The organism is Deefgea piscis, assembly GCF_013284055.1.
Taxonomy (GTDB): Bacteria; Pseudomonadota; Gammaproteobacteria; order Burkholderiales; family Chitinibacteraceae; genus Deefgea; species Deefgea piscis.
In genome coordinates this window covers 1558072-1571107 of record NZ_CP054143.1, presented here as the reverse complement: position 1 = coordinate 1571107, position 13036 = coordinate 1558072, and the positions used below count along the sequence as shown (strand labels likewise).

Sequence of the window (13036 nt, the reverse complement as noted above, 5' to 3'; positions counted from 1 at the left end):
ATTCATCGGTGATAATAGCGCCCTCTCTTGGCTATGTAGCTCAGTTGGTTAGAGCACAGCACTCATAATGCTGGGGTCGCAGGTTCGAGTCCCGCCATAGCCACCAGTTATCATTCTCTGGCTAGCACAGAGAATTCAAAAGCCCCGTCAATCTTAGGATTACGGGGTTTTTTGTTGTCTGCTCGATATTGATTACCGATGTATTGCCAGCCAAACCAATATAAAAGCTGATTGCAGCCATATACCTGCAGCCAAGTCCAGATTAAACACTGTACTTGGCCTCGCGCTCGGACCAAGACTTGCAAATCACGCCAAGCACAGCAAACCCCACATTGATCGCTTGCCAAACGAATTAGCGAAAAATCCATTCACTCATAGCCAGCTTAGAGCTTGAATACATTCGCTCTGAACTATCGCTCGGCATTTCGTGCATCCAACATTCAAATCTATCTCAAACCTCTGGACTCTGATGCTGCGACAGCCAAGCCCTTGGCGACAAACCAATTCGTTGCGCAAAAACCCGTGACAGCGCCGACGAATTGGCATAACCCAAATTGGATGCAATCAATTTCACCGCATAGCCTTGCCGCAGCTGCTTCTTTGCCAGCGCCATGCGCCAGTCAGTGAGGTATTCAGCTGGCGCCACCCCGACAACCCTTTTAAAGCGACTGGCAAATGCACTGCGAGACAAGCTGGCTCGCTCAGCCAGCTCTGCTAGCGTCCAAGGCAACTGTGGATTTTCATGAATGGCAGTGAGTGCGTACGCCAATTGTGGATCGGCCAAGCCCGATGCCAAACCAATCGCCACACCCCCTTCTTCACCATGATCGAGTAGCCAGCGCAGCAACTGCAGCAGCACAACGTCAAATAGACGATCTGCAATCAATTTCTGCCCGCACCGCACTTGATCGACCTCCTGAAACAATAGCTCGAGCGCCCCAGCCAAACTCGGCACCTTGGATAGCGGTAGCACAATGAGTGCTGGCAATGCCCGCACCAAAGGATGCGTCACTCCACCCTCAAAAGACACTGTCGCGCAGGTGAAATCAGCGCCATCTTGCGGCGCATTGTGAAACTGATGCGCCAATGGCTGAGGATAAAACAGCAGCGTAGGTTCAACAATCTCAATGCGCGATTGCACTCCTGAATTTTTGTGGTGCGTCACCACCACGCCACCTTTGCGCAGCACATGAAAAAAACCTCGCCCAGTCTGCGCCTCAAAACGATGAACGCCACACAGCATTCCGGTATGAAAAAGGCTAGCAGAAACCTGAAAACGCTCCAGCAGCGAGGACAGTCGATCTAAAGTGGGTCGTGAATCAATCGGCATGTGTACGAATAGATATATTGTTGATACGGTTAGATACCAATAGTACACGGTAACGGAGCAAACTGCCCTCAGTGCATCTTTGCACCGTTTGACGAACTAGCAGACACGTGGCCCCTCAACTAAGCACAAGCGGATCAGGCCAATTATTAGCTCGTCGATATCAATTGATTCTCGATTTACGAAAAGGAAATCATCATGCCCCGTGTACAACTTATTAACGCCGCCGAAACCACCGCCAACCGCCAAGTTTTGTTAGCGCAGATTCAGCAGGCTTTTGGTGCCACACCCAATATGTTTAAAGCCGTTGCCAACTCGCCCGCAGCACTCACCAGTATGTGGGGTTCATTTGCGGCCTTAGGGGCCGGTGTATTGGGAGCAAAACTCGGCGAGCAGATTGCCGTCGCGATTGCCAACCAGAATCGTTGTGAATACTGCTTAGCGGCGCATACGGTATTGGGCAAAAACGCCGGCGTGAGCGCCGATGAATTACGGGCCGCCCAAGCTGGCCAATCAAGCGACCCGAAAACCGCAGCGGCATTGGCGTTTGCCTTAAAGGTCGTCAAAAACCGAGCGCAGGTGTCTAATCAAGATATCAGCGAATTACGTGCAGTGGGTTTTGACGATGAACATATCGTCGAAATCCTCGCGCATATTGCGCTGAATATTTTCACTAATTATGTAAATGTCGCTTTTGAGGTGCCGGTGGACTTCCCGCTAGTGGCGTTAAATCCTATCGATTGATCGATGCGAGGCGTTTGGTGCAACACGACCCAACGCCTCGCAAGCATTAGCGAATGCGCGATACTGGGTAATGAGCATCAACAACAGTGCACTAGCAACAAGCGAGCGGAGCATCCTATGCAATGTATTGCCATACGACACCTGCAGTTTGAAGACCTTGGCATCTTTGCTGAGGTTTTAATCGAGCAAGGTTTTGACATCACATACATCGACGCGGGAATGGCGCAATTTGATCTCAGCACATGCCATGCCGCAGACCTCGTGATTATCTTAGGCGGACCAATTGGCGTCTATGAGGCCTCAATATATCCGTGGCTCACCACCGAAATTGAGTATGTAGCGCAGCGAATACGCCAGAACTTGCCGGTGCTTGGTATTTGCTTGGGCGCGCAAATCATTGCCGCAGCACTTGGGGCGGCGGTTTATCCCGGCAAAGCGAAAGAAATTGCTTGGTCGCCATTGCAATTGGCTCAGGCGGCAGAAAATTCATTTCTGAGCGCGTTAGCGCACGTCGATGTGCTGCATTGGCACGGCGACACCTTTGATTTGCCCCTTGGCGCCACCTTGCTGGCGTCAACAGCGCTCACACCGCATCAGGCGTTTTCTTATGGCGCGCATACCTTGGCATTGCAATTTCATGCTGAAGCGCATGGCGATAAAATGGAGCCATGGCTCATTGGCCATACCGTCGAGCTACACCTTGCTGGCGTTGATATTCCAAAGTTACGTGCAAATGGAAAACACAATGCACTCAGCAAAGCCTCCGCCGGAAAAAACATGCTCCGCCAATGGTTGCGCCAGATTGGGTTGACTGAATAAACCAGCCAACCCGATTCACGCATTGGCTAAAGCTCAGAACAAAATCGCGCAAGTTTGAGTGGTTTGAGCGTGCGAACAGCTTGCTCTGCTTTCTCACAATCTTAGTGTATTACCAGCTATCGCTTTTAAATAAAAGCCTACAGCCATATACCATTAAGTAAGCAACGACTATTGGCAAAGCATTTACACCGCAAACCGTGCCCGCCACACCACTAAGTCAAACAGCCATACCAGCAAGTTTTACCAGCTAACTTTCATCTGCCCATAAAAAAACGAGGCGCTTGGCCTCGTTTTTTACGTCATTTTAATCTCGCGATTAATGCCCGCTGCGAATCAGGTGATCAAACGCTGATAACGAGGCTTTGGCGCCTTCGCCCATGGCGATAATGATTTGTTTAAACGGCACGGTGGTCACATCACCGGCGGCAAACACCCCTGGCACCGAAGTCTGGCCGCGCGCATCAACGATGATTTCACCGCTAGGGCTTAAATCGACCACACCTTTTAACCAATCGGTATTAGGCAACAAACCAATCTGTACAAAGATACCTTCCAACTCAATGCTACGCGCTTCACCAGACGCACGATCGGTGTAATTGAGCGCAGTGACTTTTTCGCCATTGCCGATCACGGCCGTGGTTTGCGCTTGCGTCAAAATCGTTACATTCGGCAGGCTACGCAATTTGTTTTGCAATACCGCATCAGCACGCATTTGCTCGCCAAACTCAAGCAAGGTCACATGACTCACAATCCCCGCCAAATCAATCGCCGCTTCGACGCCGGAATTGCCGCCACCAATAACGGCAACGCGCTTGCCTTTAAACAATGGGCCATCGCAATGCGGGCAGTACGCCACACCACGACCACGGTATTCTTGTTCGCCCGGCACGTTCATTTCACGCCAGCGCGCACCTGTCGACAAAATCACGCTGCGACTTTGCAATTTTGCGCCGTTGGCCAATTCAATCTCAATCAAATCGCCTGGGGTTAATTTGCTAGCGCGTTGCAAATTCATAATGTCCACTTCGTATTCGCGAACATGGTTTTCTAAGGCGCTGGCCAATTTCGGGCCTTCGGTGGCTTTAACCGAAATAAAATTCTCAATGCCCATGGTATCGAGCACTTGACCGCCAAAACGCTCAGCAACCACGCCAGTACGAATCCCTTTACGGGCGGCGTACACTGCAGCAGAAGCACCCGCTGGGCCACCACCCACGACCAACACATCAAATGGTGCTTTGGCGTTGATGTCTTGCGCGGCACGCTCACCACTGCCGGTATCGAGCTTGGCCACGATTTCTTCAACCGTCATCCGACCTTGACCAAAAGGCTGATCGTTCAGCAACACGGTTGGTACCGCCATCACGCGCTGCTCAGCAACATAATCTTGATACAAAGCACCATCGACCATGGTGTGGGTAATCGCCGGGTTGAGCACCGCCATTAAATTCAAGGCTTGCACAACATCAGGGCAGTTGTGGCAAGACAAAGAAATAAACGACACAAAATTCAATGGACCTGGCAATGATTTGATCGATGCAATCGTTGCCTCATCTACCCGTGGCGGATGGCCTCCGACCTGCAATAAAGCCAAGACCAAAGAAGTAAATTCATGCCCCAATGGAATACCGGCAAAATGCACCCGCGGCGCATCGCCAAGGCGAGCAATGGCAAACGATGGGCGCAATGCGGCAACGCCATCCATACGAACAGTAACTTTAGAATTTAATGCCGCAATTTCTTGCAACAAAGTGGCCATTTCATTGGCAGCAGCAGTTTGATCTAATGAAGCAATCAATTCGATCGGATATTGTAGTTTTTCGAGATAGCCCTGCAATTGGGCGCTAATTTGAGCATCGAGCATGGGGATTCTCCGGTTGAATTTCACTGATCAAGTGAAGCTTGATCACTGAAATCCATGCCGCCAGTGGCGGCACGGATTAACAGACTGATCTAAATACTTAGATCGCTAAAGCAGAGGGTTTACAGCGCAGGACTTAGATCTTGCCAACCAAATCCAAAGACGGCTTCAAAGTGTCTTCGCCTGGTGTCCATTTAGCTGGGCAAACTTCACCCGGATGGCTGGCAACGTATTGCGCTGCTTGTACTTTGCGGAGCAATTCTTTGGCATCACGACCGATACCCAAGTCATGAATTTCAGCCACTTTGATCTCGCCTTCTGGGTTGATCACGAAAGTACCGCGCAATGCCAAGCCTTCTTCTTCGATCATCACGTCAAAGTTACGAGTAATCGTACCTGTTGGATCACCGATCATTGGGTAGTTGATTTTTTTGATGGTGTCAGACGCATCGTGCCAAGCTTTGTGAGTGAAGTGGGTATCAGTAGATACTGAGTACACTTCAACACCCATTTTTTGGAATTCTGGGTATACATCAGCCAAATCGCCTAACTCAGTTGGGCAAACAAAAGTAAAGTCAGCTGGGTAAAAGAAAACCACTGACCACTTACCTTTTAGCGCTTCATCGCTAACAGGAACAAATTTGCCTTCGTGGTAAGCAGTTGCTTTGAAAGGTTTGATAACAGTATTGATAATGGCCATGGTGTAACTCCTTGTGAACAGCGTTGTGTGTAATTGACAGGAGCTATTCTAGCCACAATGCATCGATAGTTAAAATGAAATATTTACATCGACTCGTTAGTTTTTTTATATCGAAAATCAATTTCAGCCGCCCGGTAAAGCAATCCAACATATGGAAAGCCAAGCAAAAACTGTCTATTTCATTGCTAATTTTGTATGCTTAATGACGACAATTTGTTTGGAAACAAGTCAACATGCGCAAAATATTACTGGCATTGCTACTTGGCATGAGTTACCTCACAACCAGCCACGCCGATGATTGCAATGGCATCAAGACCACCAATTACACCTTTCCAATTAATGCACCCGACTTTCACGGTGTCGCAATTGAATTACCGGGGATTTTAGAAAACAGTAAAACCGGGCCTTTCCCTGAGCTCATCGCCGTCATCAATCAGTTTTATCCTGCTGGCAAGATCAAATTTAGCCTTGAGCCAGTCAAGCGAGTTTATCTCGACATTAATAACAAAAATGCCGATTTTCGCTTTCCAACGATGAAGATCAAAGATGGCGCAAAAAATGCAGCGCCCTATCAATATTCCAAAGAAATGCTCGGTAAAGTCACCTTCGTGCTTTACACCAACAAAAAACAAATTGTCACCAAACAGCAAGTCATTCAAGCCAGCCCAGACACCAGCACGCTGATTGAAGCGCCACCGGCTGATTGGGGCTTTCCAACTCGCAGCGTCATCAATCTTGAGCAGTCACTCAAAAAGCTCAATGCGGGCCGAATTGCTGGCGTGCTGTGGGCACAAGAAGAAAGCGACTATCTGATCAAAAAATTAAAACTACACCAAATCCACCGCGCGCACTTTGACGACTACCCCGATGTCTTGTTTTTTTCTTGCAATGAACGCGGCGATTTCGTGAATGACGCCATCAGCAAAGCCATCAAAGCTGCCCGCGAAAGCGGTGAGCTTGAAAAAGCCTACGCCAAAGTCCATAAACCCTACCAAGATTGGCAGCCTTAAGAGGCGTCAATACAGAAAAACTAAATCACCAAGCGTGTACTACCACGAGGAATTATTTCATAACCAACATCGACAATATCCCCTTGATAATCAATATCACGATTCATTCTCAGCATCATTTTTCCAGTAGTTTCTGCGATGCAAGGCGCGTTGATATTGATCGTACTTAGACTGGCAGGTGCAAGATGCGCGCTAATCGGAAAATCACCAAACCCGAGCACACTAAGCTTATCTGGCACTGCGATTCCCTTGTCTGCAGCTTCAATTAATAGCGCGGCTCCAATTCCATCATTGGACGCAACAATGCCATCAAGCCCACGTTCTTTAATCATGGTCTTCAACAGCAAAGGACGTGTTGCCGTATATATATTGTCCGACTGCGGAACATTAACCACGATCGGCAACTGATCTTGTTCGGCTACTGCCTTTAGATAGCCGGTGTAGCGCTTCCCTGCTCGTACATCTTCTTCAAATCGCGTCGTAAAAAACGCCACTTTCTGACAGCCCGTTTCATATAAATAGCGTGTGGCATGATAGCCAATCGAGAAATGATCAACCCCCACTTGAGCCGGGAATCGTTGCCCCTCCACCTGCCACATCTGCACGACAGGTACACCACTTTGCTGCAGCATCTTTATGGTTGCATCCGTATGCTCTGGACCAGCCAAAGCAATCGCTGCGGGCGACCATTCCAAAAACGACCGAACCTGTGCTTCTTCTTTTTCAAGACTGTGGTTATGCGAAGCAATCAATAACTGAAAACCTTCTTCGCTAACAATTTTTTCAATTAACTGAACTGCCTCACCAAAAATAATATTCGCCACCGACGGCACAATAACGGCCATCGACAAGCGAGCGCCGCCAGTAAATTGGCTGGCAATTTTATTTCGCACATAGCCCAATTCTTCAATTGCGCGGCTGATTTTCTCTGCCGATTTCGCCGAAACCTTATCTGGATGTCGCATATATAACGATACGGTTGACGGTGAAACGCCAGAATGTGCCGCCACATCATCGAGCTTTACTGCCGGTTTAAAACGTGAGCGCATAAGCAACATTTCCTAGTGAGTCATTAAAGATACAAATCACACTCTTGAGAATTCACCTTCTTTCAATAAGATGACTCAAACAAATCAAGCCATAAAAAATCTACGTCAGCAAGAAATTAAACAATACTCAACTCAATGTAACATTAACCCATTTTAGCAAAAAATTGCAGCGCTGCAACAGCCTACACAACAATAAAAACCGTTCATATACACCACAAAAATCCACTGCGCACAAAAATGTAGTGTTAAAAATACTGTTTCAATCGTAGCGCTACGATTGTAGAGTAATTGCCATCAACTACACATTTGAAACCACAGGCTGGAATCCATGTTTAACAAAGAAAACTTAAATCGGCTTGATGTAACAGCGCTACGAAGTCAGCGCTGGTATGCCCCAGATACCATTCGGGCTTTTGCCCATCGCCAACGCACTCAGCAAATGGGCTTAAACCGTGAAGAATTCATGGGCAAACCTGTTATTGGCATCATCAATACTTGGAGCGAAATGAGTGCCTGCCATATTCATTTACGCGATCGAGCAGAAGCCGTAAAGCGGGCGGTATGGGCAGCTGGTGGTTATCCAGTCGAGCTACCAGCGCTATCGGTTGGTGAAGTCATGGTGAAGCCAACGACGATGCTTTACCGCAATTTTTTAGCGATGGAAGCCGAAGAGTTGCTACGCCAACACCCAATCGATGGCGCAGTGCTTTTAGGCGGGTGTGACAAGTCGACCCCAGCGCTATTGATGGGTGCATTGAGCATGGACATCCCAATGATTTTTTGTCCGGCGGGCCCGATGTCAACTGGCAAATGGCGCGGTCAAGTTACCGGCGCGGGCACCCATACCAAAAAATACTGGGATTTAGTTCGCGTTGGCACCATTAAAGAGCATGACTGGGTTGAACTAGAAGGCGCAATGACGCGCTCAATTGGGACTTGCAATACGATGGGAACGGCGTCGACCATGACTTCAATCGCCGATGCCATTGGCTTTACATTACCGGGTGCCAGCTCAATCCCTGCTGCAGATTCTCGCCATACGCAAATGGCCGCGCAATGCGGTAAAACCATTGTCGACATGGTTTGGTATGACCACAAACCGTCAAAATGGCTAAAACGCGAAAACTTCCTCAATGGCATTGTGGCGTATATGGCGCTCGGTGGATCAACCAATGCCGCCATCCATTTAATCGCAATGGCCAATCGCGCCAACATCAAAATTACGCTGGATGACATGGCTGAAATCGCCCGCCAAGTGCCAGTACTCGCCAATTTATTCCCATCTGGCGATCAACTGATGGACGAGTTTTTCTTTGCCGGCGGCTTGATGGCACTACTCAAAAAAGTCGAGCCCTTCCTTCACACGCAAAGCATTGGCGTCACCAATCAAATGGTTGCTCACTGGATTAAGCATGCCGATTGCTACGACGACAACGTGATTCGAAATATGGACAACCCCGTTATTGCACTCGAGCAAGGATGTGCTTTAGCCGTGTTGCGCGGCAATTTATGTCCGAATGGCGCAGTGATGAAATCATCAGCAGCCAAACCTGAACTACATCGACATTGCGGCCCTGCGGTGGTTTTTGATTCGGCCCAAGCGCTATCTGAACAGATCGATGATCCTGCACTCGATATTCATAAAGACTCGGTCATTGTCCTGCGTAACGCCGGGCCGGTTGGCGCACCGGGCATGCCTGAATGGGGCAATTTGCCCATCCCGAAAAAGTTGCTCAAAGAAGGCGTGACCGACATGGTACGAATTTCTGACGCTCGAATGTCAGGAACTCATTACGGGGCCTGCGTTTTGCACGTTGCTCCAGAAGCGGCAGTCGGCGGCCCACTTGCGCTAGTCAAAACCGGCGACATGATCGAGCTCGATATCGCCGCAGGCACGCTCAATATGTTGGTGTCTGACGAGGAGCTCGCTACGCGCCGAGCCGCACTACAACCTAGCCATCGCGTTTATCAGCGTTCATTTGCCGCACTGTATCAACAGCACGTAACTCAAGCTGATGAAGGCTGCGATTTTGACTTTCTCCAAGCAGGCAGCGACGTGCCTGAACCGGCAATCTGTTAAGGACATCATAATGAATCACTTTAAAACAGCCATTCAAAGCGGAAAAACTCAATTAGGTACATGGATGATGACGGGCAGCGAAACCGTTGCCGAAGCCATGGCTGGCGTTGGTTTTGATTTTTTAGTTCTCGATCAAGAGCATGTTGCAGTCGACACGCTGGATGCGATTCGGATTGATCGGGCGATTCGTTCTGTAGGCCGTTCTGTTACGCCGTTATATCGCCTAGCTTGGAATGACACCGTACTCATCAAGCGAGCGCTCGACGGCGGCGCAACAAGTGTCATGGTGCCATTTATTGAGAACGCAGACCAAGCGCAAAAAGCTGTTGAAGCCGCCTACTACCCTCCGTTGGGTAAGCGCGGGTTTGCCGCGGTCCATCGTGCAAGCCAATACGGACACCACACTGATTTTATTCGCGCCGCACGAGAAGATCTGTGCTTAATTTTGCAGCTCGAAACCCCAGAAGCCATTGATCAAATCGAGGCGATTGCCGCCGTCGAAGGTATTTCTGGATTATTTATCGGTCCTGGTGATTTGTCTGCCGCAATGGGCCACATTGGCAATCCATCCCACCCCGAAGTTCAAGCCAAAATCAAACAAGGCTTAGCGCAATGCCAAGCGCTGGGCATACCTTGCGGCATTGTGGGTGGCAATCCTGATTTGGTGAATAAATATCAGCAATGGGGCTTTAGTTTTGTCGCGCTCGGTTCTGATATGAGCATGTTGATGGCCAGAGCCAAAGAACAACTGGCAGCAATTCGTGGCGAAAACATCACAGTCAGTGGCGGTGAGGTGTACTGATGCTGACGCTAATAAGCAAACAATGCGGTGATTTGCAATTGATACTAGTCCCCCAATTGGGGGGGGCAATTGCCGCTTTGAAATACCAGGGTTTTGATATCTTGCGACCAATGCCATACGGTATGGCTTCACAAGCGAATCAATGTGGTTCTTTCCCGCTAATACCCTATTCAAATAGGATTGAAAACGGACAGTTCTCATTTGCAGGTCAGCACTACACGCTGGCAAAAAACTTTGGCGATCATCCGCATTCCATTCATGGCAATGGCTGGCAGTCAATTTGGCACGTTGCTGAAACTTCGACGCAGCAAATCGTTTTGCAGTTAAACCACGATGCGCAAGGCGAACAAACAGCCCATTGGCCTTGGCCATATCGTGCAAAACAAGTGTTTTCACTGACAGAAAACAGTCTGAAAATTGAATTGAGTTATCTCAATGACGCCGCACATGCTGTGCCTGTTGGACTTGGCTTTCACCCGTATTTTGCCAATGCCGATCAAGCGCAACTGCAATTTTGTGCGCAAAACGTCTTAATCAACGACAGCAATATGCTGCCTTCGGCACGAACAGCGATTCCGCCCCAGTGGGATTTCAGACAAGTACGTCCGGTTGAGCCCAATTCAATCGACAATTGTTTTCTCGGCTGGGATGGCTCAGCTCAAATTCACTGGCCAACACAAAAACTACACGTCGAAATCACTTCACCCGACGCCGGCAATGCCATCGTTTTTGTACCTTCGACAGAGAAAAACTTCCTCGCTTTTGAACCTGTGAGCCATAGCAATAACGCCATCAATCAAGATCATGGCGCCGCAATGTATCTCTTAGCAAGCGGTGAAACGCACTCAATTTCAATGACCATGAGGATTGTTGGTGATGCATAAAGTTGAAGTGTTATTTGACTATATCGGTGAGCTTCCTGAGAGCCCCGTCTGGTGCAGCAAAACGACGAGTCTCTACTGGACCGATATCTTGCAAAAAGAACTGCATTGTTTGCAGATTGAAACGAAAACCCATCGGGTGTTAGCGATGCCAGAAGAAGTCGGTTGCTTTGCCCTACGTGAACAAGGCGGCTTTATTTTAGCCATGCGCAGCGGTGTTTATCTGGCAACTGCAGATGGGCAGATCGAGAAAAAGGTGTGTGACAACCCAAACAACCCAGCGCTAGCCCGCTTCAATGATGGCGGCGTTGATCCGGAAGGGCGTTTTTATGCCGGAACGTATTGGTCGCCGCGCGACTACAACGGCGCCTTACTGTGTCAAGTTGATGCCGATTTAAAAACACAGGTCATGCAATGCGACATCCTCGGAGCCAACGGTTTGGCATTTAGTCCAGATGGGCAATGGATGTATACCACCGACACCCCCAACCACCGTTTATATCGCACCCCTAGAACGCCTCAAAGTGGCCAATTGGGTCTCAGAGAAACGCTAAAAATATTCCCCACTGGCCATGGTCGCCCCGATGGCGCGGCGATGGATGTCGAAGGCTGCTACTGGACCGCGCTGTTTGATGGCCACCGCATTGCACGCCTGTCGCCGACCGGCGAGGTGCTAGCTGAATACCCTCTCCCTGTTCGCTGCCCAACGATGCCGTGTTTTGGCGGCGCGGATATGAAAACGCTGTTTATCACCACCACTCGCGAAAACATGAGTGAAGAAGAACGAGCAGAACGTCCACTTTCTGGCGCTTTGTTTTACCTGCGAACTGACGTTGCAGGCTTAGTTAAACCTACTTTTAAAGAGAATTAATCATGAAAACTATCGGTTTTATCGGTCTTGGTCTTATGGGCTCGGCAATGTCAAAAAACATTATCGACAAATTTAATGGCGACGTACTGGTGTATGACATCAATGCCGAGGCCGTGGCCAAGCTGGTCGCCAGCGGCGCAACTGCCGCGCATTCAATCGCACAAATCGCCAAAGACGCCGATGTCATTATCACCATGGTGCCAAAGTCTGAGCATGTAGAAGCGGTCTACCTAGAGTTATTGCCACATTTGCATCAAGGGCAAATCACGATCGACATGTCAACGATTGATCCTGCCGTTTCTCAGCGCTTGGCCAAACAAGTTCAAGCCACGGGTGCCAGCATGCTTGATGCACCCGTCGTGAAATCAGTACCAGCTGCGATCAATGCTGAACTCGGCATTTATGTTGGTGGTGACAGCGCTGCGCATGAGCAAGTTCGTTCCGTGCTGGCCATGATGGGCTGCAATCAAATCCACCTTGGTGACAATGGCTCAGGCTTGGTCATGAAGATGCTGCACAACGTTTTAGTTGCCGGCATTCAAAACAGTGTCAACGAAATGTTGGCATCTGCAGCAGCCTATGGCATTGCCAAACCACAATTTAATGAAGCCATCTCGTTTGGCGGCGGCGGGAATTTTTATCTCAGCAGCAAAATTAAAAGCCTCACTGAAGAGAATTACAACGCGGCATTCTCACTGCAAAACATGGCAAAAGACGTCAACATCATGCTGGGCATGATGCAAGAAAAAAACCTCCGCCTTCCTGGTGTTGAGCTGGTCAACCAAGTCTATCAACAAGGTTTAGCCACCGGACTGGGTGGTGAAGATTTTTGTGCCACTTACAAGATTGTGCAATCAAATAGCCAAGCGAACTGAAGTGATTTTTTATTTTC

The 13036-nt window shown here is 49.0% G+C and carries 12 protein-coding genes and 1 tRNA gene; 9 read left to right on the top strand and 4 right to left on the bottom strand.

From position 1 onward, the window contains the following. The first annotated feature begins 29 nt into the window (after window positions 1-29). Window positions 30-106 (top strand) — tRNA-Met (locus HQN60_RS07570). 345 nt (window positions 107-451) lie between these two features. Here HQN60_RS07570 and HQN60_RS07565 read toward each other — a convergent pair. Next, complete coding sequence (locus tag HQN60_RS07565) at window positions 452-1330, bottom strand: AraC family transcriptional regulator (protein ID WP_173533077.1); 879 nt, start codon at window positions 1328-1330, stop codon at window positions 452-454. Window positions 1331-1525: 195 nt separating this feature from the next. On the opposite strand from HQN60_RS07565, the gene HQN60_RS07560 reads away from it, so the two are divergent. Both HQN60_RS07560 and HQN60_RS07555 read left to right on the top strand, forming a co-directional pair. After that, window positions 1526-2071 (top strand): carboxymuconolactone decarboxylase family protein, encoded by a 546-nt coding sequence (locus tag HQN60_RS07560; RefSeq protein ID WP_173533076.1) that lies wholly within the window; start codon window positions 1526-1528, stop codon window positions 2069-2071. A 117-nt stretch (window positions 2072-2188) separates the two neighbouring features. Then, complete coding sequence (locus tag HQN60_RS07555; protein ID WP_173533075.1) at window positions 2189-2890, top strand: glutamine amidotransferase; 702 nt, start codon at window positions 2189-2191, stop codon at window positions 2888-2890. A 316-nt stretch (window positions 2891-3206) separates the two neighbouring features. Here the strand turns inward: HQN60_RS07555 and ahpF are convergent, their stop codons facing one another. Both ahpF and ahpC read right to left on the bottom strand, forming a co-directional pair. Next, on the bottom strand, window positions 3207-4754 hold the full coding sequence (ahpF, locus tag HQN60_RS07550) for an alkyl hydroperoxide reductase subunit F (protein ID WP_173533074.1): 1548 nt from the start codon (window positions 4752-4754) through the stop codon (window positions 3207-3209). A gap of 133 nt (window positions 4755-4887) precedes the next feature. Next, window positions 4888-5451 carry an alkyl hydroperoxide reductase subunit C gene (gene ahpC / locus HQN60_RS07545; RefSeq protein WP_173533073.1) on the bottom strand — a complete coding sequence of 188 codons (564 nt, stop codon included), beginning with the start codon at window positions 5449-5451 and terminating at the stop codon, window positions 4888-4890. Between the two features lie 233 nt (window positions 5452-5684). Between ahpC and HQN60_RS07540 the strand changes: the two genes are divergently transcribed. Then, the gene (locus tag HQN60_RS07540; RefSeq protein WP_173533072.1) at window positions 5685-6461 is read left to right on the top strand and encodes a hypothetical protein; all 777 of its coding nucleotides are present in this window, start codon (window positions 5685-5687) and stop codon (window positions 6459-6461) included. Between the two features lie 20 nt (window positions 6462-6481). On the opposite strand, the gene HQN60_RS07535 is transcribed toward HQN60_RS07540, so the two are convergent. Then, window positions 6482-7510, bottom strand: a complete 1029-nt coding sequence (locus HQN60_RS07535; protein ID WP_173533071.1) for a LacI family DNA-binding transcriptional regulator — start codon at window positions 7508-7510, stop codon at window positions 6482-6484. 328 nt (window positions 7511-7838) lie between these two features. On the opposite strand from HQN60_RS07535, the gene araD reads away from it, so the two are divergent. From araD to HQN60_RS07510, 5 genes are read left to right on the top strand one after another with little or no spacing between them, the layout of a single operon-like run. Further along, on the top strand, window positions 7839-9590 hold the full coding sequence (gene araD, locus HQN60_RS07530) for an L-arabinonate dehydratase (RefSeq protein WP_173533070.1): 1752 nt from the start codon (window positions 7839-7841) through the stop codon (window positions 9588-9590). Between the two features lie 10 nt (window positions 9591-9600). Beyond that, window positions 9601-10392: an HpcH/HpaI aldolase family protein gene (locus tag HQN60_RS07525; RefSeq protein WP_173533069.1), complete on the top strand. Its 792-nt coding sequence runs from the start codon at window positions 9601-9603 to the stop codon at window positions 10390-10392. Continuing rightward, on the top strand, window positions 10392-11276 hold the full coding sequence (locus tag HQN60_RS07520; protein WP_173533068.1) for an aldose 1-epimerase: 885 nt from the start codon (window positions 10392-10394) through the stop codon (window positions 11274-11276). The genes HQN60_RS07525 and HQN60_RS07520 overlap by 1 nt, the downstream gene beginning before the upstream one ends. Next, a complete protein-coding gene (locus tag HQN60_RS07515) occupies window positions 11269-12144 on the top strand; it encodes an SMP-30/gluconolactonase/LRE family protein (protein WP_173533067.1) in 876 nt (291 codons plus the stop codon). The genes HQN60_RS07520 and HQN60_RS07515 overlap by 8 nt, the downstream gene beginning before the upstream one ends. A 2-nt stretch (window positions 12145-12146) precedes the next feature. Beyond that, window positions 12147-13019, top strand: a complete 873-nt coding sequence (locus HQN60_RS07510; protein WP_173533066.1) for an NAD(P)-dependent oxidoreductase — start codon at window positions 12147-12149, stop codon at window positions 13017-13019. Window positions 13020-13036: the final 17 nt, after the last annotated feature.

Coding starts and splice junctions, on each gene's coding strand:
- HQN60_RS07565 (WP_173533077.1), bottom strand. CDS start 1,330: ATGCCGATTGATTCACGACCCACTTTAGATCGACTGTCCTCGCTGCTG.
- ahpC (WP_173533073.1), bottom strand. CDS start 5,451: ATGGCCATTATCAATACTGTTATCAAACCTTTCAAAGCAACTGCTTAC.
- HQN60_RS07555 (WP_173533075.1), top strand. CDS start 2,189: ATGCAATGTATTGCCATACGACACCTGCAGTTTGAAGACCTTGGCATC.
- HQN60_RS07535 (WP_173533071.1), bottom strand. CDS start 7,510: ATGCGCTCACGTTTTAAACCGGCAGTAAAGCTCGATGATGTGGCGGCA.
- ahpF (WP_173533074.1), bottom strand. CDS start 4,754: ATGCTCGATGCTCAAATTAGCGCCCAATTGCAGGGCTATCTCGAAAAA.
- HQN60_RS07510 (WP_173533066.1), top strand. CDS start 12,147: ATGAAAACTATCGGTTTTATCGGTCTTGGTCTTATGGGCTCGGCAATG.
- HQN60_RS07540 (WP_173533072.1), top strand. CDS start 5,685: ATGCGCAAAATATTACTGGCATTGCTACTTGGCATGAGTTACCTCACA.
- araD (WP_173533070.1), top strand. CDS start 7,839: ATGTTTAACAAAGAAAACTTAAATCGGCTTGATGTAACAGCGCTACGA.
- HQN60_RS07560 (WP_173533076.1), top strand. CDS start 1,526: ATGCCCCGTGTACAACTTATTAACGCCGCCGAAACCACCGCCAACCGC.
- HQN60_RS07525 (WP_173533069.1), top strand. CDS start 9,601: ATGAATCACTTTAAAACAGCCATTCAAAGCGGAAAAACTCAATTAGGT.
- HQN60_RS07515 (WP_173533067.1), top strand. CDS start 11,269: ATGCATAAAGTTGAAGTGTTATTTGACTATATCGGTGAGCTTCCTGAG.
- HQN60_RS07520 (WP_173533068.1), top strand. CDS start 10,392: ATGCTGACGCTAATAAGCAAACAATGCGGTGATTTGCAATTGATACTA.